18 protein-coding genes are annotated in these 21603 nt (G+C 47.0%); all 18 read left to right on the top strand.

From position 1 onward, the window contains the following. The 18 genes from BVJ53_RS15605 to grpE all read left to right on the top strand — a co-directional run bounded on the left by BVJ53_RS15605 (position 1) and on the right by grpE (position 21577). Positions 1-177: an IS3 family transposase gene (locus tag BVJ53_RS15605; protein ID WP_414467458.1), complete on the top strand. Its 177-nt coding sequence runs from the start codon at positions 1-3 to the stop codon at positions 175-177. A 588-nt stretch (positions 178-765) separates the two neighbouring features. Continuing rightward, positions 766-1518, top strand: coding sequence for an isoprenyl transferase (locus BVJ53_RS12290; RefSeq protein WP_129302652.1), 753 nt, complete (start codon positions 766-768; stop codon positions 1516-1518). A gap of 35 nt (positions 1519-1553) precedes the next feature. Continuing rightward, positions 1554-2342: a phosphatidate cytidylyltransferase gene (locus BVJ53_RS12285; RefSeq protein ID WP_129302651.1), complete on the top strand. Its 789-nt coding sequence runs from the start codon at positions 1554-1556 to the stop codon at positions 2340-2342. 16 nt (positions 2343-2358) lie between these two features. Further along, complete coding sequence (gene rseP / locus BVJ53_RS12280) at positions 2359-3600, top strand: RIP metalloprotease RseP (protein WP_129302650.1); 1242 nt, start codon at positions 2359-2361, stop codon at positions 3598-3600. A gap of 23 nt (positions 3601-3623) precedes the next feature. Continuing rightward, positions 3624-5354, top strand: a complete 1731-nt coding sequence (locus BVJ53_RS12275) for a proline--tRNA ligase (RefSeq protein ID WP_129302649.1) — start codon at positions 3624-3626, stop codon at positions 5352-5354. Positions 5355-5483: 129 nt separating this feature from the next. Continuing rightward, positions 5484-9818 carry a PolC-type DNA polymerase III gene (locus BVJ53_RS12270; protein ID WP_129302648.1) on the top strand — a complete coding sequence of 1445 codons (4335 nt, stop codon included), beginning with the start codon at positions 5484-5486 and terminating at the stop codon, positions 9816-9818. A 252-nt stretch (positions 9819-10070) separates the two neighbouring features. Beyond that, complete coding sequence (gene rimP, locus BVJ53_RS12265) at positions 10071-10550, top strand: ribosome maturation factor RimP (RefSeq protein ID WP_129302647.1); 480 nt, start codon at positions 10071-10073, stop codon at positions 10548-10550. A 16-nt stretch (positions 10551-10566) separates the two neighbouring features. Continuing rightward, positions 10567-11778, top strand: a complete 1212-nt coding sequence (gene nusA, locus BVJ53_RS12260; RefSeq protein WP_129302646.1) for a transcription termination factor NusA — start codon at positions 10567-10569, stop codon at positions 11776-11778. An 11-nt stretch (positions 11779-11789) separates the two neighbouring features. After that, complete coding sequence (rnpM, locus tag BVJ53_RS12255; RefSeq protein ID WP_049169457.1) at positions 11790-12083, top strand: RNase P modulator RnpM; 294 nt, start codon at positions 11790-11792, stop codon at positions 12081-12083. A gap of 2 nt (positions 12084-12085) precedes the next feature. Next, entirely contained in the window at positions 12086-12385 is a 300-nt protein-coding gene (locus tag BVJ53_RS12250; protein WP_129302645.1) for a YlxQ-related RNA-binding protein, read from the top strand. 20 nt (positions 12386-12405) lie between these two features. Further along, positions 12406-15189: a translation initiation factor IF-2 gene (gene infB, locus BVJ53_RS12245; protein ID WP_129302644.1), complete on the top strand. Its 2784-nt coding sequence runs from the start codon at positions 12406-12408 to the stop codon at positions 15187-15189. 203 nt (positions 15190-15392) lie between these two features. Then, positions 15393-15746, top strand: coding sequence for a 30S ribosome-binding factor RbfA (gene rbfA / locus BVJ53_RS12235; protein ID WP_129302643.1), 354 nt, complete (start codon positions 15393-15395; stop codon positions 15744-15746). A gap of 117 nt (positions 15747-15863) precedes the next feature. Then, positions 15864-16655, top strand: coding sequence for a DUF475 domain-containing protein (locus BVJ53_RS12230; protein WP_191983448.1), 792 nt, complete (start codon positions 15864-15866; stop codon positions 16653-16655). A 53-nt stretch (positions 16656-16708) separates the two neighbouring features. Then, entirely contained in the window at positions 16709-17617 is a 909-nt protein-coding gene (truB, locus tag BVJ53_RS12225) for a tRNA pseudouridine(55) synthase TruB (protein WP_129302641.1), read from the top strand. 4 nt (positions 17618-17621) lie between these two features. Then, positions 17622-18566 (top strand): riboflavin biosynthesis protein RibF, encoded by a 945-nt coding sequence (gene ribF, locus BVJ53_RS12220; protein WP_129302640.1) that lies wholly within the window; start codon positions 17622-17624, stop codon positions 18564-18566. 1 nt (position 18567) lies between these two features. Further along, complete coding sequence (hemW, locus tag BVJ53_RS12215) at positions 18568-19713, top strand: radical SAM family heme chaperone HemW (RefSeq protein ID WP_129302639.1); 1146 nt, start codon at positions 18568-18570, stop codon at positions 19711-19713. Positions 19714-19869: 156 nt separating this feature from the next. After that, a complete protein-coding gene (hrcA, locus tag BVJ53_RS12210; protein WP_129302638.1) occupies positions 19870-20916 on the top strand; it encodes a heat-inducible transcriptional repressor HrcA in 1047 nt (348 codons plus the stop codon). A gap of 67 nt (positions 20917-20983) precedes the next feature. Beyond that, positions 20984-21577, top strand: coding sequence for a nucleotide exchange factor GrpE (grpE, locus tag BVJ53_RS12205; protein WP_129302637.1), 594 nt, complete (start codon positions 20984-20986; stop codon positions 21575-21577). Positions 21578-21603: the final 26 nt, after the last annotated feature.

Here is a 21603-nt window from a genome sequence, read left to right as displayed (position 1 = left end):
ATGGAGCGCTGGTGGAACGAATTTAAACTGCGGTGGATGGATCGTCATCCAATGGCAAAGACTTACAAGGAATTCGTCCAGCTCGTTGAAGATGGGATCCACTATTTCAATCACGATAATCGTTCAGGACAAAGAGACGGCCTTACCCCAGAAGAATACTGGAATAAGGCCATCTAAAAGCTACCAAAATTTTATATTATTTCATCTGTCAACTTGACAGGGCCGACCGCAGAATGTTGTTCGCCTTTTGTTTTGCCATAGATGATTTGAAAGAAGCGTTAAGACACTAGTGCCAAAGCTGAGCCCCATCTGGCCGGAGATTGCGGAGTTTGGCACGGCACGGGACTAATTGCCTAGGATTTTGTATCGTTCGGAATTCAGTGATTCAAAGACATCTTATACGAATTATGGCTCAATCTCTTTGTTTTTGCTGGTGTGAGGATGTTTTGAAGATGCTATACGGGGGCGCGGTCGCTGGCGCAGAAGTCTGCGTGTAAGGGGCTTGGTCGCAATGGCTCTAGAACTTCGACTGCCGGTGTTGAGTGAAGTACTGTTCGCCGATGCTGCATCGAAACGCGCTCCCCGGCGCAGAAGCCTGCATGTAAGGGCCTTGACCGCAATGGCCACAACCCGGCCATCACGGTCAAGCCCACTTACACTCCAGCTTCTAACCGCGCCGGCTCGCGCTCTTGCCTTTTTTCTGCTACAATCGTTTAAGACATTTGGTACTTGAGGGTACCATGGACGTTGTGAGGAGGCGCCAGTTTGGCCACAGCCAAGGATTCTAAAGCAAAACTCGATCTTTCACGGATTCCTGCGCATATTGCGATTATCATGGATGGTAATGGCCGGTGGGCGAAGCGGCGATTTTTGCCGCGAGTTGCCGGTCATAAGCAAGGCATGCAAAATGTTAAAACCATTACTAAGGCAGCGAGTCGCCTTGGCGTTAAGGTTTTGACTTTGTATGCTTTTTCAACCGAAAATTGGAAGCGGCCTGGTTCCGAGGTTAATTACCTGATGCGCTTGCCGGTGGATTTTTTTAATGACTTTATGCCTGATTTAATTAAGGAAAATGTTAAAGTTGAAGTTATGGGTGAGTTGACCGACTTGCCTGATGCGACACGTCAGGCGAGTGAAAAGGCAATGGCTGATACAGCGAATAATACCGGGATGATCCTGAACTTTGCGTTAAACTATGGCGGTCGGGATGAACTGGTACATGCCGCAAAAAAGTTGGCTAAGCAGGTTCAAAAAGGTGCGCTCAAGCCAGAGGAAATTGATAATTCCCGTTTTTCTTCTGCTTTGATGACAGGATTTCTGGGCCCGTTGGCGGATCCGGACCTGCTGATTCGGACCAGTGGCGAGCTGCGGATTTCCAACTTTTTACTGTGGCAAATTGCTTACAGTGAACTGGTTTTTGTGGACGATTATTGGCCGGACTTCTCACCGGCTGCTCTTCAGTCGGCGATCGCAACCTACCAAGCGCGGGATCGTCGCTTTGGCGGTTTGAAGAAGTAATCAATTATTGAAATGGTGATGGAGGATTTATTATCATGAAACAACGGGTCATAACGGCGGTCGTTGCCTTAGCGATTTTTATTCCAATTTTAATCCTGGGCGGCGGTTGGATCGATACAGCCGGGGCAATTCTGGCATTGATCGCTTTGTCAGAAGTTTATATCATGCGGAAGCGGATTATTCTTTCGCCGGATTTTCTGATTGCGGCGCTTGGTGTCTTGGTCGTCGTTTTGCCAAATAGCTTCTTCCGCTGGCTGCCTCCCTTTTTGGGTCGCATTGATTTGATTTATGTTGCGGTTGCCTTGTTGCTATTTTTAACGGTCACGACCAAAAATCGGACAACTTTCGACGATATCGGCGTTTCGGTGCTGTCGTTTTTTTACATTGGGACCGGTTTTCATTATTTGATCAGTGTGCGGAATAATGCAGGTTTGGATACGTTGATGTTTGCATTGCTAATTGTCTGGCTCACTGATACCGGTGCTTATATGATCGGCCGTAAGCTAGGCCGTCACAAACTATGGCCGGCGATCAGTCCCAACAAAACGATTGAAGGAAGCATCGGCGGTATCGTTCTTGCCTTGATTACCGCTGCAATTTACTTAATGTTTTTGCCACAATATTATACATTTTGGCCGATGATGGGTATTGCGCTGTGTTTATCCGTTATCGGGCAAATCGGAGATTTAATTGAATCCGCGTTGAAACGGTTCTACGGTGTCAAAGATTCCGGGAAAATTTTGCCGGGACACGGCGGCATTTTGGATCGGTTTGATAGTTTACTGCTGGTATTGCCAATGTTGCATCTCTTTGGCATTGTCTAACTTCTAAGGAGCACATATGACCACAATCATTGCCTTTATTGTTATCTTCTGCATTCTTGTGGTGGTTCACGAGTTTGGCCATTTCTATTTTGCAAAACGCAGCGGTATTCTGGTGCGTGAATTTTCAATTGGAATGGGACCTAAACTTTGGGCGTCGCGTAAAAATAATACAACCTATACATTACGCTTGCTGCCGTTGGGCGGTTATGTGCGTATGGCAGGCTGGCAGGATGATGAAGATGATATCAAACCAGGCACGATGTTGAGCCTGATTTTAAACGATGCCGGTAAAGTTGTCCGTATTAATGCCAGTGACAAAACCACATTAGAAGGCGGCATGCCGGTTCAGGTCAGTCGAGTTGATTTGGTCAAGGATCTCGTCATCGAAGGTTATCCAAATGGTGATGAAGAGGCCTTGCAAACCTGGCACGTTGATCATGACGCCACCATCATCGAAGAAGACGGCACGGAAGTCCAAATTGCGCCGGAAGACGTTCAATTTCAAAATGCCCCGGTTTGGCGGCGACTACTAGTTAACTTTGCCGGACCGATGAATAACTTTATTCTCGCTATTTTAACGTTCATCGTTTATGGTCTGGTTTTTGGTGTGCAAATTTTTAATACCAATCAAGTCGGAACTGTTCTTCCTGATTACCCGGCTGCCCAAGCAGGACTTAAATCGAATGCTAGGGTTGAATCGATCGATGGTAAAAAGATTCATTCATTTACCGATCTTTCGACTCAGGTCAGCAAACATGCCGGCAAATCGGTCAAGTTTACCGTTAAGCAAGATGGCAAAACGCAAAATATTGCGATTAAACCGGATAAGGAAGGCAAGATTGGCGTGATGGTGCCCGTTGATAAGTCACCAGTGCGCGCCTTTACTTATGGGTTTACCCAGACTTGGGATTTAGCCGTTCGCACTTGGGATGTCTTGAAGTCGATGGTAACTGGAGGCTTTTCACTCAATAAGCTGGCTGGGCCGGTTGGTATTTATACCATGACCAGTCAAAGCGCAAAAGGCGGATTGGCCGGCTTGCTGTTCTTCATGGGTTACCTGAGCCTTGGTTTGGGTATTTCAAACTTACTGCCGATCCCAGTTTTGGACGGCGGAAAAATTTTATTAAATCTGATCGAAATCATTCGGCGTAAACCACTCAAACAGGAAACTGAAGGTGTTATCACGATGATTGGGCTGGGTTTGATGGTCTTACTGATGATCGCCGTCACAATTAATGACATTATGCGTTACTTTTAAATAAACTAGCTTTGGAGGCTGACATGAAACAATCACGGATGTTTATTCCCACAGAAAAAGAAGTACCGAGTTCGGCGGAAGCAAAATCACATAAAATGATGTTGCGGTCCGGCTTTGTTCGTCAAGTTCAGGCTGGGGTTTACGCTTATTTACCGCTCGCTGAACGCGTCCTAACTCGCATTGAAGCCATCATTGACGATGAAATGACGAAGATTGATGCGGTTAAGATGAAAATGCCAGTCTTGTTGCCGGCTGAACTCTGGGAAGAATCCGGACGTTATGAAACTTATGGACCGAACTTGTTTAAGTTGAAAAATCGCCAGGATCGTAAAATGATTCTGGGACCGACTCACGAAGAAACCTTCACGGACTTGGTACGTAATGAACTAAAGTCTTATAAACGCATGCCACTGGTTCTTTATCAAATTCAGGATAAGTTTCGCGATGAAGATCGCCCGCGTTACGGGGTACTACGAGGTCGCGAATTTATTATGAAGGATGCCTATTCGTTTACCAGCAATGATCATGATCTGGACACGATTTATCGCCAGATGGAACATGCTTACACCAATATCTTTGATCGCTTAGGGTTGCGTTATCGCACCATTATCGGTGATGGTGGGGCCATGGGTGGAAAGGATTCCAAGGAGTTCTCCGCCATTGCGCCAATCGGTGAAGATACCATTGTTTATTCCGATAGTTCTGACTATGCTGCTAATCTGGAGATGGCTACCAGCATGGCCTTACCTAAGCAAGGCGTAGAAGCCCAGGCGGAATTAAAACCGGTTGATACTAAAGATGCCAAGACTATCGCTGAAGTTGCAGCATTATTGAAAGTACCTGAGCAAAAACTGATTAAGGCTGTTTTGTTCATGGCTGATGGTGCGCCAGTGTTGGCGTTGGTGCGTGGCGATTATGAAGTGAACGATACCAAGCTAAAGAACATCTTAGGCGCGGATTTTCTTGAAATGGCAACCCCTGAGCAGGTTGAAACGGTCATGCATGCCGAAGTTGGCAATATCGGTCCGGTCAACGTTGATAAAGACGTGCGGATTATTGCCGATAACAGTTTAAGCGGCTTGACGAACCTGGTTGCAGGTGCTAATAAGGCTCACACCCATTTTCTAAATGTTAACTTTGACCGCGATGTTACGCCGGAAAGCTTTGCTGATATCCGGTTTGTCAAGGAAGGTGAAGTCTCGCCGGATGGTCAGGGCGTGCTTAAGTTCACGCGTGGAATCGAAATCGGCCATATCTTCAAACTAGGCACACGTTACTCAGAAACCATGGGCGCCAATTTTCTCGACGAAAATGGCCGCAGCCAACCGATTATCATGGGCTCTTATGGAATTGGCGTTTCCCGTTTGCTCTCAGCCATAGCGGAACAGCAAGCTGACGATCACGGCCTGATTTGGCCAACGACGATCGCACCATTTGACATTCATTTAATTCCGGTTAATCTAAAACGCGAGGAACAAAAGACGCTGACCGCCTCAATTGAAAGTATGCTTGAAGAGGCTGGTTACAGCGTTTTGGTTGACGACCGTAATGAGCGACCGGGGGTTAAATTTGCTGATTCTGACTTGATCGGTGTGCCGTTACGCGTGACAGTCGGTAAAAAAGCGGTCGACGAGATTGTTGAACTGAAGTTGCGTAAAACCGGCGAGACCATTGAAGTCAAGAAGGAAGAGCTGATCAGTTCGATCAAAATCCTCATGGCCCAACTGCATAAACAAGAACAGCCAAAAGCATAATTGATTACGATGATGCTGGGGCAAAATCGTCAATCCGATGATCGCCATGTCAAAAGCAAGTTTCGACATGGCATTAATCACCACGTGGCGGTTTGTCCCAGTTTCTGCCATCTAAGAGGGGTGCACAATTTGGTTTTATCCCAACATGAGATGTTTGAAAAATTACTGGATCAACTTGATTTGCCAGCGGATGTCAAAAATGATCCGGCGCTGGCAGAAGGTGTGGTCCAAGGTGTGACAATCCACGAGCAATCCCAGCGGTATGACTTTACGCTGGGATTTCCCGCGATTTTACCGTTTCAGATTTTTAATACATTGGCGACCCAATTACCGCTTGCGTTTAAACAAATTGCTAAAACTAACTTGACTATTTCAGTGGCTCATGCCGTTTTTACCGATGAACTGCTGGCCCAATACTGGCGGTTTGTCGTGCAAAATGCGGAAATCGGCACCGGAATTGTGCGCGAGCTGTGTGAAAAGCAGGTTCCGACACTAGTCAATGATCGTGCGGTGATCACTGCGGAAAACGAACAGGTTCGCCAATACTTGATTCATCAGGGTTTGGGTAAGCTTGAGGAAACCTATCAGCAAGTCGGATTCACCGGGTTGCGGATGCAGGCAGATGTTGATGAAGAGCAAGCTGCACAGTCAGTGGCCGCCTTCGAAGCCCAAAAAGCTGCCCAAACGGCCAAAATGGCGCAAGCTGCGGCCGAAGTAGTTAAACGTCAAGCCGCCAAACAGAAACAAGAAAGCACTGATGGTCCTGTACAAATGGGTCGTCAGCTGAAAATGAGTGACCCGCCACAGCAGATGGTGACCATCACGCAAGAAGAACGGTCGGTTACCGTCGAAGGCTACGTTTTTGATGTGGAAGTGCGTGAGTTACGATCCAAACGGCAATTATTAATTTTTAAAATCACGGATTACAGTTCCAGTTTCATTGCCAAGAAGTTTAGTAATGGCGCTGATGATGAGGCGATGTTTGCCAGAGTTCAGAAAGGCCAGTGGCTCCGCGTCCGTGGCAGTGTTCAGGAAGATAATTATTCCCGTGAATTGACGATTAATGCCCAGGACATTCAAACTGTTTCACATCCAGATCCGACTGATGACGTGGAAGGCGAAAAAAGGGTAGAACTTCACTTGCATACCAACATGAGCCAGATGGATGCCACTAATTCGATCACCGATTTTGTTAACCGCGCAAAAGAATGGGGTCACAAAGCGATCGCTGTGACAGATCATGCCGGCTTGCAGGCTTACCCAGAAGCACACACAGCGGCAGATAAAGCCGGCTTAAAAATGCTATATGGCGTTGAAATTAACTTAGTTGACGATGGCACGCCTGTCGCTTACCGCGCAAACGATCCCCGCGATCTTGCTGATTCCGAATATGTCGTCTTTGACGTTGAAACAACCGGACTGTCAGCGGTCTATGACAAGGTTATTGAACTCGCTGCGGTTAAGATGAAAGACGGCCAAGTGATTGACCAGTTTGAAGAAATGATCGATCCCGGTTTTCCTTTGTCAGAATTGACAATAAATTTGACGCACATTACCGATGATATGGTCCACGGTTCGAAGTCGGAAGAAGAAGTTTTCAAACTTTTCCAGCAATTTTGTGACGGTGCCATTATGGTCGGTCACAATGTAACTTTTGACGTGGGCTTTCTTGACAACGGGTATGAACGCCACGGACTTCCAGACATTGATAATCCTGTCATTGATACGCTGGAATTATCTCGTATGTTACATCCGGAACGCAAGAATCATAAGCTCGATACGTTGGCCAAACTATATAAAGTCAGTTTGGAACACCACCATCGCGCGAACGCCGATGCCGAAGCAACCGGTTATTTACTTTATGCGCTGGAAAAAGAAGCGGCCAAGCTTTATGGTATGACCAAACTTAATCAACTGAATGACCGAGTCGGCGCCGGTGATGCTTACAAGGCTGCCCGTCCGAGTCATGCTGTGGTTTTTGCTAAGACGCAGGCGGGATTGAAGAATCTATTCAAACTGGTCTCATTGTCCAATGTCAAATATTTCTACCGCGTACCACGAGTGCCGCGCAGCCAATTGCAAAAACTGCGTGAAGGTTTGCTAGTCGGATCGGCCTGCTCCAATGGTGAAGTTTTCACGGCGATGATGCAAAAAGGTGAAGCCGAAGCGCGCGAAAAGGCCGCTTTTTATGATTATCTTGAAATTCAGCCGTTACCGGTCTATCAGCCGTTGCTGGAAGCAGATTTGATTAAAGGTGAATCCCATCTAAAAGATATTCTTCAAAAGATCATTAAAATTGGCGATGAGATGGAGAAACCGGTGGTGGTCACTGGGGATGTCCATTATTTGGATCAGCATGATGCTATTTATCGCAAAATACTGATTCATAGTCAAGGCGGTGCGAATCCGCTGAATCGCCACAGTCTGCCTGATGTCCATTTTCGCTCAACTCGGGAAATGCTGGATGAATTTGACTGGCTAGGTGCTGACAAGGCCAAAGAGCTGGTTGTGACCAACTCCAATCTGATTGCTGACTGGATTGACGATGACATTTCGCCAGTCAAGACGAAACTTTATACACCTGATGTGCCGGGCGTGGAGGACAAACTCAAGCATGATGTCATGACCACCGCCCATGAATTATATGGCAATCCTTTGCCGGAAATTGTCGAACAACGGCTAGACAAAGAGCTAAAAAGTATTATTGGTAACGGGTTCTCGGTCATTTACAACATTGCCCAACGACTGGTTTTAAAGTCGAACAAGGACGGGTACCTGGTTGGTTCGCGAGGTTCGGTTGGCTCTAGTCTGGCGGCGACAATGGCGGGCATCACCGAGGTTAATCCGCTGCCGCCGCATTATCGCTGTCCTAAGTGTCAATACAGCGAATTCTTTACGCATGGCGAAGTCGGTTCCGGTTTTGACTTGCCTGATAAGGTCTGCCCGAAATGTGGTGCCGAGCTGCATAAAGATGGCCATGACATTCCTTTTGAAACCTTCCTCGGGTTCCATGGCGATAAGGTACCGGATATTGATTTGAACTTTTCCGGTGATTATCAACCGATCGCACATAACTATATCAAGGTCATGTTTGGCGAGGATCACAGTTTTCGGGCTGGGACAATCGGTACGGTTGCTGACAAAACGGCTTATGGTTATGTCAAAGCTTATGAACGTGACACCGGCCAGCAACTGCGCGGTGCCGAAATTGATCGGTTAGCGCAAGGTGATACCGGTGTTAAACGGACAACCGGACAACATCCAGCCGGCATTCTAATTGTTCCCGCTGATATGGATATTTACGATTTTACCCCGATCCAATATCCGGCTGACGATCAAAATGCTGCCTGGATGACGACTCATTTTGATTTCCATTCGATTCATGACAACATTTTGAAAATGGATGTCCTGGGCCATGATGATCCGACCATGATTCGGATGTTGCAGGATTTATCCGGAGTTGAGCCGAAGTCCATTCCAACCGATGATCCTGGTGTGATGGCGCTCTTTTCTGGTACTAAAAGTCTTGGGGTTACGCCTGAACAGATCAATTCGAAAATGGGTACACTGGGTATTCCTGAGTTTGGTACTCGGTTTGTCCGGGGCATGCTCGAAGAAACCAAACCGACAACCTTCAGCGAATTGCTTCAAATCTCTGGCCTTTCACATGGGACCGACGTGTGGTTAGGCAATGCAGAGGAATTGATCAAGCAAGGCATTGTTACGCTAAAAGAAGTCATCGGCTGTCGTGATAATATCATGATGGACTTGATCCATTGGGGCATGGATGACTCGATGGCCTTTAACATTATGGAACACGTGCGTAAAGGTCGCGGGATTCCGGAAGATTGGCAAAAAGCCATGCGGGAAAATGAAAATGTGCCGGATTGGTACATCGATTCCTGCTTGAAGATCAAATATATGTTTCCGAAGGCTCACGCTACAGCTTATATTTTGATGGCGTTACGGATTGCCTGGTTCAAGGTTCATTATCCGCTGGTGTACTACACGGCTTACTTCTCGGTGCGTGCGGAAGACTTTGATCTGGCGGCAATGAGTCATGGCAAAGAGGCAGTTAAGGCGGCCATGAAGGAAATTACAGACAAAGGCATGGATGCTTCGACAAAAGAAAAACAACTGCTGACAGTATTAGAAATTGCCAATGAATGTCTGGAACGAGGCTTTAAGATTAAAATGATTGATGTCACTAAGTCTGATTCGCATGATTTTCTGATTCAAGATGATCACACGATTTTGGCACCATTCCGCGCGGTTCCGGGATTAGGCGATAACGTTGCGAAGCAGATTGTTGCCGCGCGCGAAGAAAAGCCGTTCCTGTCCAAAGAAGATCTTGCCAATCGTGGTAAAGTTTCCAAGACGTTGATTGATTACATGACAACCAATCATGTTCTAGACGATTTACCAGACGAGAACCAACTCTCGCTTTTTGACGGATTGTTTTAAATTGTCAGGTAATATGATGGTGCCACAACCGCAAACTAGCAAAGTCTCGTGCAGTCGGTAGTGAAGCTTACTACCACAACGGACTGCCTGTTTGCAAGTGACGGTTATCTATGGTATTGTAACAATAGTAAAGTAAGGTTCTGGCGGTGAGTGAGCAGCGATGCTCACTCTTTTTATTGGCGAGCGTCATGATGTTTGTCAAGAAACCGTTAGAAGTGAAAGTCTTGAGTGAACAATAAAGGAGGCGGTGGCTTGAGTACGCAATCGGTTGTTGAAACCGTGACCGCTTTGGTCAAACCGATTTTGGACGACCATCATTTTTACCTCACGGATGTCGAATTTGTGAAAGAAGGCGGCGGCTGGTACTTGCGGGTGTATATCGACAAGTCAGGTGGCATCACATTGGATGAATGTGTGCTGGTCAGTGAAGCTTTGTCTGAGAAACTGGACAGTATGGATCCGGATCCGATTCCGCAGCAATACTTTCTTGAAGTTTCCAGCCCCGGTGCCGAGCGACCGTTGAAGCGTGAGAGGGATTATGAGCAGGCAGTTGGCGACTATATTCATGTCTCGCTATTCAAGAAGTTGGATGGTAAGAAAATCTTCGAAGGTACTTTGAAAGATCTGAATCCTGACCAGTTGACATTAACGGTCAAAGATAAAAGCCGCAAATTCGATCAGGTCATCGACCGAAAATTGATCGCTTCTGCACGGTTGGCGATCGAATTCTAGTGGAGGTAAGAAAAGCATGTCAAAGGAAATGATCCAAGCACTTGACGCTCTAGAGCAAGAAAAAGGCGTTAAGAAAGAGGTTGTGATCGAAGCTTTGGAAGCCGCGTTGGTTTCCGCGTATAAGCGTAATTACAATCAGGCGCAAAATGTCGATGTGGAATTTGATCCTAAGCAAGGGGACATCCATGTCTATGCTGTCAAAGAAGTGACTGATGAAGTTTTTGACTCGCGGTTAGAAGTGAGCCTCAAAGATGCATTGGCGATCAACAAAGCTTACGAAATCGGTGATAAAATCAAGTTCGAAGTCACGCCTAAAGATTTTGGCCGGATTGCAGCACAAACGGCTAAGCAGGTGATTATGCAACGCGTGCGTGAAGCTGAACGCAGTATTGTCTATGACGAGTATTCTCAGTATGAAGATGAGATCTTGCAAGGGGTTGTCGAGCGTCGCGATAACCGGTTCATCTACGTTAATTTAGGTAAGATCGAAGCTGTTTTGGGTCGCCAAGATCAGATGCCAAACGAAAAGTATGAGGCACACGATCGTATCAAGGTTTATGTGACCAAAGTCGAAAATACCAGTAAAGGTCCCCAAGTCTTCGTTAGTCGGACGCACCCGGGCTTGGTTAAACGCTTGTTTGAGCAGGAAGTTCCGGAGATTTTCGACGGTACGGTTGAAATTGTCAATATTGCGCGTGAACCGGGCGATCGGACGAAGATTGCGGTTCGGGCAACTAACGATGCTGTCGATGCTGTCGGTACCACAGTTGGTCCGCGCGGTGCTCGAGTACAGGCTGTGGTCAATGAGCTATCAGGCGAGAACATGGATGTTGTTCAGTGGGAAGAGGATCCTGCCGATTACATCGCCAATGCCTTGAATCCGGCACAGGTTATCGCGGTGCAATTCAACGATGAAGATAATGATCGTTCGGCAACCGTGATCGTCCCTGATTATCAGCTGTCACTGGCCATCGGTAAGAAAGGTCAAAATGCGCGGCTTGCTGCAAAGTTAACCGGTTATAAGATCGATATTAAGCCAGAATCAGAAGTTGAATTTGTGGATGACGATGAGTTGTCAGAGGCGGAAGCTGAAGCTGCAGCGGCGTCAGATAATCAGGTCGATGACACCGAGGCAATTAGCGACGAACCAACCGAAGCCGAACAATCGGATAACACATCCGAAGCAACACCGGTCACGCCAAACGCTGATAATCAGTCACAGGCATAAGGAGGCGAGCCATGAAAAAGCGTAAGATTCCAATGCGCAAGGACTTGCTAAGCAATACGATGATGCCGAAGAAAGAACTTGTTCGGATCGTTAAGAACAAGGAGAACGTTGTCGCAATTGATCCAACCGGAAAGGCAGCAGGACGTGGCGCATATGTGGCACTGAATCCTGATGCCGTGAAGCAGGCTAAGGGGAAAAAATTGATTGACGCAGCTTTCGGTATCACCATTGACCCGGCCTTTTACGATGATCTTTTTGCTTATGTTGATCATCAAAAGGCGCGTCAGGAACTATTCGGCAAGTAACCATGCAAAAACAAGCCGTTTTGAAATTATTGGGATTGGCCCGCCGCGCCAGTCGCCTTACCACCGGTGACCAACTGGTGTTAGGAGCGATTCGTTCCGGTGATGCAAAGCTGGTGTTCGTTGCCAGTGATGCAAGTGCCAATACCCGCAAGAAGTTTTCCGATAAAAGCAGCTACTATAAAGTTCCTTTGGTGACAGTATTCTCCAAAATGGACTTATCACAGGCTATCGGTAGTGATCGTTCAATCATTGCCGTGGCAGATGCAGGCTTCGCCAAGAAGATGCAAGAGCTGCTCACCTAAATTGCAGGGAGCGTGAAGAAATGGGCAAAAAACGCGTTTATGAATTTGCCAAAGAAATGCACGTCGATAATAAAGACGTTATCGATATCGCTAAAAACTTGGGTATCGAAGTGAAGAATCACATGTCCTCGATCGATCAAGATCAAGAAGCAAAAATCAAGGGGGTGTTGAGCAAGTCCTCAGCAGTTAAAACACCTTCAACATCAGCGGCTGCTAAACCGACCAAGTCAGCAGCGCCTGCAAGTGCTAAAGATAATCAGCATGCATCTGCAGAGAAACCGACCCGTCATGAGCATAAGCCGGCACGGTCTAACAAAACCGCTGACGGTAAAATCATTTTAAGTAAGTCAACGATTTTACGGCCTCGGGGCACGCAGACAACGCATAAATCCGGCAACCACAACCGCGGCAGCGAGCAAACGGCAACGGCTGCTAAGACAGGAAACCGTAATACCAATCGAAACAACAATAACAACCGTTCTGGCAATAACACTCGTCCGAATGATCGCAATCGGCGCGATCGTAATCGCCGGTTTGACAACCAGCGTGTAACCGGCCCAATGCCACGTGCCGGACGTCCGACCGCAGCCAATGGCAATCCGCGTCCCGTCGCAGGAAATGGCGGGAAATTTGTCAAGCCGGAATCCGAACGACAACAGCCAAAGCGTCAACAAGAGGCTAAACCAGCTGTAGCGAGTAAACGTTCTGAACGTTCTGAATCGACTCGTGCACAACAGCGGCCACAAATGGAACAACGGCCACAACGGACAGAACAGCGTCCTCGTACCGAACAACCAGCTACAAAAACCAATCAACGCTTTGCAAAACCGGCTGCCGTTACGCCAGCTGCCAAACCAGCAACGGTCGGCAGCCAGGACAACCGCAATAGTCGGCGCGGTAGTGGGAATAACAACTTTGGTCGCGGCAACAGCTTTGGGAATCGCAACGGGTTTAACCGCAACAGCAATCGACGGAACAAGAAGAACAAGCGTCGTCAACAAAGCCAGCCGAAGAAGGAAATGCCACAGCGCAAAGAGCGTCCGTTACCAGAAGTCTTGAATTATGAAGTTGGGATGAATGCTCAGGAACTGGGCAAGATCCTTCATCGTGAGCCAGCTGAATTAATCAAGAAACTGTTTATGTTGGGTGTTATGGTCAACCAGAACCAGAGTCTGGACAAAGATACCATTGAACTTTTGGCCACCGATTATGGTATTGACGCGAAAGAAAAGGTTCACGAAGACATTTCCGATTTGGACAAAGTGTTCGAAGAAGAAAACAAGAACCAAGACAACTTGCAGCCACGGCCGCCAGTTGTGACGATCATGGGACACGTTGACCACGGCAAAACAACCTTGCTGGATAAGTTACGGCATACGCACGTCACTGAAGGTGAAGCCGGTGGCATTACGCAGCATATAGGTGCGTATCAAGTTAAATTGCGTGATCGCTTGATTACGTTCCTCGATACCCCGGGGCATGCGGCCTTTACCAATATGCGCGCGCGCGGTGCCGATATTACCGATATTGTTATTCTTGTGGTTGCTGCTGACGATGGCGTGATGCCGCAAACGATTGAAGCGATTCATCACGCTCAGGCAGCCAAGGCGCCGATCATTGTAGCGGTCAACAAAATCGATAAGCCGGGGGCCAATCCGGAGCACGTCATGGAACAATTGACCGAATATGGGTTGATTCCTGAAGACTGGGGTGGCGACACAATTTTCGTCAAAATCTCAGCTAAATTCGGTAAAAACATCGATGAATTATTGGAGATGATTTTGCTGGAAGCAGATGTGCTTGAATTGAAGGCTAACCCGGATCAACGAGCTGTCGGTACAGTTATCGAAGCACGTTTGGATAAAGGTAAAGGACCGGTTGCGACTGTTTTGGTTCAACAAGGAACCTTGCACACCGGTGATCCGATTGTTGTTGGGAATACCTTTGGCCGTGTGCGCGCTATGACCAACGATCATGGTCGTCGGGTCAAGGATGCGTTGCCATCAATGCCAGTCGAAATCACCGGACTTAATGACGTACCGCAGTCCGCTGACAAGTTTGTTGTCTTCGCAGATGAACGGACTGCTCGGGCTGCCGGTGAAGAACGGGCAAAACGGGCTCAAGAAGAAGAACGCAAGAACACGACCCATGTCACTTTGGACAATTTGTTTGAAACAATGAAAGAAGGTCAACTTAAAGAAGTTGACGTCATCATTAAGGCGGATGTCCAAGGGTCTGTTGAAGCTTTGGCAGGAAGTCTTGAAAAGATTGAAGTCAAAGGCGTTCGAGTCAACATTATTCACCAAGCAGTTGGTGCGATTAATGAAAGTGATGTGACACTGGCCGCGGCAAGTAATGCCATCATCATTGGCTTTAACGTTCGGCCGACAGCATTGGCTAAAGCGCAGGCTGAACAGGATGATGTCGATATTCGTCTGCACAGTGTCATCTACAAAGCGATCGAAGAAGTCGAGTCAGCAATGAAGGGCATGCTGGAGCCAACTTATGAAGAGAAGGTTATCGGTACGGTTACGGTTCGTGAAACGATTCCGGTTTCCAAGGTCGGAACGGTTGTCGGCGGTTACGTCGATTCCGGTTATATTACCCGTGATGCCGGTGTTCGGCTCATTCGTGATGGTATTGTCAAGTATGAAGGTAAACTCGGTTCACTTCGTCGGTTTAAGGATGATGTTAAGCAGGTTCGCCAAGGATTTGAACTCGGGCTGACCATTGAGAATTATAACGATATTAAAGTCGGTGATCAGATCGAAGCCTTTACAATGGAGGAAGTACCTGTCAAGTAAGCGGTGTACGGAAGCCATTTTGAAGGAAAGGCGTTTGCTGGCTGAGAAGGGCTGGTGAACGATCCATCATAACGCGTTCGCTGGCGCAGGAGCCTGCATGTAAGGACCTTGGTCGCAATGGCACAAACCGCCATCACGCCCAAGGCCACTTACACTCCGGCTTCTAACCGCGCCAGCTCACGCTCACCAGGAGGTTTAAGCGGATGAAGCATCGTATCGGTCGAGTTGAGACTCAGATCCAACGTGAAGTTGATGATATCTTGTTAAAGGATGTTAATGATCCGCGGGTCAAAGGCGTGACGATTACCGGCGTCAAGCTGACCGGTGATCTGCAGCATGCCACCATTTTCTATAGCATTCTCGATGATGCACCTGATAAAGTCGAAGCAGCCCAAACTGGTTTGGATAAAGCCAGTGGACTGATTCGGCGTGAAGTCGGGCAACGGATTCGGCTGTTCAAGGTGCCGGAAATCGAATTTGTTCAAGACAAATCCGTTCAGTATGGTGCTCGCATTGATCAGTTAATCAATGAAGTGCGGCGCAAGAATTTGGAATAGCGCTGTTCAATCAAAAGGGGTTCAGTCGTCAAGATTGAATCCTTTTTTCGTGTCCTTTTTTATGAAGTCATCAGGCAACGTTGCCTTTCTCGTAATAGCCGCTTTAGCTTTCCTGGCTTGAACGGTATAATAATAAACATTGAGAAGGGAAGGATCACGATCAAGTTTTTAGGGACCTTATACGGACCATTCTTTTCGATGCACAACTGGCAGCTGGCTTTTTCGGTCAGCGGCCTAGTTACGATTTTCAGCTTAATCCTTTTAGAATGTATGCTCTCCGTTGATAATGCAGTTGTTCTCGCTGCACAGACCGAACAGCTTAAGGCTGAGTCGGAGCGCAAAAAGGCCTTGATGTATGGCATGGGAGGAGCATATCTGTTTCGCTTCATTGCCATCGGACTTGGAACTTACTTATTACAGTTTTGGCCGATTAAGGCACTTGGCGCTTTGTATCTGGTATGGATGAGTGCTAGTTATTTTTATGCGGTTCGTCATCCTAAAAGCAACACAGGCAAACGGACCAAACGCGCTCATGGCTTATGGGGGACGGTTTTTCAAATTGAAAGCCTCGATATAGTTTTCTCGGTGGATTCAATCTTGGCAGCTTTGGCAGTCTCCAGTAATCCGGTCATTGTTTTAATCGGCGGCTGCTTGGGTATTTTGGCGATGCGGGTTGTTGCTCAAGTGATCACGACCTTTATCGATCGAGTACCTGAGTTGGAAACCGCGGCGTATGTACTCGTTGGCCTCATTGCCATCAAACTTGGATTGAGTTTGCCGATGATCAATGTCAAAACACCGGATTGGCTCTTTTCGATTTTGGTCGTGCTGATTTTTATTTGGGCAGGATGGCAACATGCGGCACATGCTAGGCATCATCGCAGCATGTATACCAAGCCTAAAGCTTGATGGGTTACAATAATTAACTTTTTTAATTTTGAAAACTGAAAGGGGCCGACTTCATGAACGGCATTCTTCCGCTGTATAAACCAACCGGCATGACCAGTGCCGATGCCGTTTATCATGCACGCAAGCTTCTTCACATTAAAAAAATCGGTCACTCCGGTACACTTGACCCGAATGTTGACGGTGTTTTACCACTCGCGATTGGTGCGGCGACCAAAGCTGTGCCCCAATTAATGGCCAGTGGGAAAATTTATACCGGCGAAATCACACTTGGCTTTGCAACAACCACCGAAGATCTTGATGGCGAGGTGGTGAAACGGACGCCGCTAGTGAAGCCGGTACCGGTGCATGAACTGGATCAGGCACTGACGCAATGGACAGGGGAAATTACCCAAGTGCCGCCGATGTTTTCAGCAGTCAAAGTCAATGGTAGGCGGTTGTATGAGTATGCGCGTGCCGGTGAGTCAGTTGAACGTCCGAAGCGCCAGGTGACGGTAAAGCGCTTTGAGCGAATCAGTGAACCGATTTTCGACGTAGCTCAAGGAATTCAACGTTTTCGTTTTGAGGTTGCAGTGTCTAAGGGAACCTATATCCGAACCTTGGCAGTTGATGTTGGCCAATCATTAGGCGTCGCTGCAGTGATGAGTCAATTGACGCGGATTAAAAGCGGCGGCTTTACATTAGCGCAATCGGTCAGCCTTAGAGACTTGGAGCAACATATTACTGATGGCACTATAGCGTCAGTGATCCAACCGATTGATATTGCATTTGCTGAATTGCCGAAAGTTGATTTGACAAACGACCAGTATGACGATGTCCGGCACGGCCGATTTTTGACCCTGCAGCTGGATGCACCAAGGATTCGGCTACATTACGCTGGCGTTTTGAAAGCCATCTATCGATTGGAAAAACACCAGTATCGCCCGGATATTATGTTTTTAGCGAATGAGAAGAATGCGAGATAATTTAATGGAAGTCATCGATATTCACCCGCCGTTGCAAGCATCAGCGGCACCGCTACAGCCCATCGTTTTGACGCTGGGTTTCTTTGATGGCGTACACCGCGGCCATCAAGCCGTCATTAAAGCAGGGAAGCAAGTAGCCTTAGCCAAAAAATTGCCGTTAGCTGTGATGACATTTGACATTCATCCGGCTGTTGTTTATCGCGGCGTCAGTAAAACAACGATCCAGTATCTGTCAACGCGTGAAGAAAAGATTGATTTGATGCGGCAATTAGGGGTGGATTTGTTGTATTTTGTTCATTTTACGCCGGAATTCGCTGCCTTATCGCCACAAGCGTTTGTGGATCAGTATTTGGTGGGGCTGAAGGCTGATACAGTTGTGGCCGGTTTTGATTATACTTATGGGAAACGCACGATTGCCAACATGGCTTTACTGCCTGACTATGCCCATGGCAGATTTGAAGTCATCAGTGTACCAAAGCTGGCAGAAGATGGCGAAAAAATCAGTTCGACCCGAATTCGTGACGCATTGGATCAAGGAGACATTGACACGGCAAATGAGCTTTTAGGTTACCCTTATTTGACGACTGGCAAAGTGGTTCATGGTGAAGCCCGCGGTCGGCAACTTGGTTTCCCGACCATTAATCTGGCGACATTAGGCCAGCAGCGGCTTCCTGGTATCGGCATTTATGCTGTTACGGTGAACGTGGATGGCACTTGGTATCTAGGAATGGCTTCGATTGGCCGGAATGTCACGTTTGGCAGTGATCGTGATGTGACGCTTGAGATAAATCTACTGGATTTTAACCGCATGATCTATGGTAAAACCGTGCGAGTTCGTTGGTACCATTATCTGCGTGGTGAAGTAAAATTTGCCAACGCCGAAGAGTTGATTAGCCAGCTAAAGAAAGACGAAGTGGCAGTCCGTCAGTATTTCGCGAAGAAGGGTTAAAATGGCAGGCGCATATATTCATATTCCGTTTTGCGAACATATTTGTTACTACTGTGATTTCAATAAAGTCTTCATTGAAGGTCAGCCTGTTGATGACTATGTTGCGATGTTGCTTAAAGAGATGCGGATGGTCATGGCAGAGCATCCCGATGAAAAAATCGAAACGGTCTATGTCGGTGGCGGAACACCCACAACTTTGACACCCAAACAGTTGGCGACACTTTGCCAAGGCGTTCACGACATTTTGCATTTTGATTCTGGTGAATTCACGTTTGAGGCGAACCCCAATGATTTGCTGACGACCGATAAGTTGCAGGTTTTACATGATTATGGCGTCAATCGACTATCAATCGGGGTCCAGTCTTTTAACGACGAAGTTCTCAAGCGGATCGGTCGGATTCATCGCGCCAAGGATGTTTATGTTGCGATTGCCAACGCCAGAAAAGTGGGTTTTGATAATCTGTCGATTGATTTGATTTTTCGACTACCGGATCAAAGCCGGGATGATTTTTTAAATAGTCTACAAAATGCCCTCGATCTAGATTTGCCACATTATTCCACGTATTCACTGATTCTTGAACGGAAAACCATCTTTTATAATTTGATGCGCCAAGGAAAATTACGCTTGCCAACGCAGGATATCGAAGCCGACATGTATCAGGATGCCATTGATTTAATGGAAGCGCATGGTAGACATCAATATGAAATTAGCAATTTTGCCAAAGATGGTTATCAATGCCAACACAACTTGCTTTACTGGGAAAATGACAAATACTTCGGCTTTGGGGCTGGCGCGTTTGGTTATCTTGGACGCGATCGGTATCATAATTATGGCCCGATCAAGCAGTACCTGACGCCGCTTCATACCGAACATTTACCGGTTTTGGCCCATCACCTGGTTCCGGTTTCCGAACAAATTGAAGAAGAAATGTTTCTCGGTTTGCGAACCATGCGCGGCGTAAGTGAAAAACGCTTCTATGAGCGCTATCACCTGACAGTTGATGCGGTGTACGGAGAGACTGTACCTGAGTTGGAAAGCCAAGGTTTGTTACAGCGCAATGATGGCTTTATCCGGCTGACAAACAAGGGTAAGTTTTTAGGTAACGAAGTCTTTCAACAATTTTTGCTTGATGAGCCGCTTATTTAAACGGTTTTTTTCTTGAAAAAATGATCGCCATTGGATAGAAACACCGAAAGCACTGAAGATGTTAGCAATGTTGCCTTGACTTTGCTAACAGTGCTTGGTATATTATTCAGTGTATTAGCACTCGTGTGAAACGAGTGCTAAAGGTGAGGTGAGAAAATGTTGACGAAACGGCAAGTGCTCGTCTTAAAAGAAATCATCCGCCTGTTTACCGAAAGCGGGGAGCCGGTCGGGTCAAAGCGATTGATGCGTGAGCTGCCTATTCATGTCAGTTCCGCCACAATCCGTAACGACATGGCGTCGCTTGAAGATGCTGGTTTGATCACCAAGACCCACAGTAGTTCCGGACGCGTGCCATCGACGCAAGGCTATCGGTATTATCTCGATCATCTTGTTGAACCGATGCGTGTTTCGCATCAAGAACTGGCAACTATCAAGCAGGCATTTAGCCAGCGATACAACAAGATGGACGAGATTGTGGCGCAAAGTGCGCAAATTCTGTCTAATCTGACGAGTTACACGGCCATTAGCTTGGGACCTGAAGTAACCAATATCAAGCTGACTGGTTTTCGCCTTGTTCCATTAGGTAATCACCAAGTCATGGCAATTTTGGTCACGAATAACGGTAATATCGAAAACAAGGTCTTTACTGTGTCGCAAAATATCTCATCCGATGAGCTTGAAAAAGCAATTCGAATCGTCAATGATCAACTGGTTGGCTTGCCGTTGATTCAGGTTGCACAGCGGCTGAAAACCGATGTGCCTTCGATGTTAATGCAGTATCTGACTAGTCCTGAAGGCTTCTTGGATATTTTCGGTAACATCTTAAAATCAGCTGCTTCCGAGCGCTTTTATGTCGGCGGGCGGTTGAATTTGATGGATTACCTAGGAGATTCCGATATCCATGAACTGAAAAAAATCTTGTCATTGATTGACGCTGATCACGGCGATCTCACGGAACTGCTTGGTGGACCGATTCGCCAAACGCCGGTTCAGGTTCGGCTAGGTCCGGAGCTCAAACCAATTGATCTGGCCAATCTTAGTTTAATCACGGCCAGTTACGATGTTGGCGATCATGGCACCGGCATGATTGCCTTACTGGGCCCGACACAGATGCCGTATTCGAAAATGATCGGACTGCTGGATGTTTTCCGTGAAGAGCTGGCAAAACGATTGACAGATTATTATGCCAACTTTGATCAATGAAAATTAAAAAATGTTTGTTAGCATCGTTGTATGAATACTGGCGAATGTGATTTAAAGGGAGGATACCATGGCAGAAAAAAAAGCAAAGCAAACTGCGGCAGATACCGCCAAACAGGCAAAACAACCTGCTGAAGCGTCAGGATCTTCGCTTAAAGAAGACATTCTGAAAGAAAGCATCGCTGATCTTAATGATCAACTGAAAAGCAGCCAACATGATGGTGAGCAGTTGAAGAAAGAGCGTGATGAATTCGAAGATAAATATCTGCGGGCAGCTGCGGAGATTCAAAACATGAATCATCGGTTCGAAAAAGAGCAACAGAAGCTGCTGAAGTACGACGGCCAGAAGTTAGCAAAGGCGATTTTGCCAGTTGTCGATAATCTTGAACGCGCGCTCGCAACCGAAGCCAAAGATGATAGTGCTGCCTCACTGAAAAAGGGTGTCCAGATGGTTTATGACCACTTGGAACGTGCTTTGAAGGAAAACGGCATCACTGCCATTGATGGCACAGGTAAAAAATTCGATCCGAATACTCAACAGGCTGTCCAAACAGTCGCGGCTGATGATAAACATGCAGCTGATACTGTCGCGCAGGTGTTGCAAAAAGGGTATTATCTCAAGGATCGGGTTTTACGCCCTGCTATGGTCGTCGTTGCTAAATAATTAATCTGAAAATAAAGAAGGTATAA

This window comes from Lacticaseibacillus chiayiensis (assembly GCF_004123795.1).
Taxonomy (GTDB): Bacteria; Bacillota; Bacilli; order Lactobacillales; family Lactobacillaceae; genus Lacticaseibacillus; species Lacticaseibacillus chiayiensis.
Note: the sequence above shows the minus strand (reverse complement) of the source record. Positions and strands in the feature narration are given on the sequence as shown.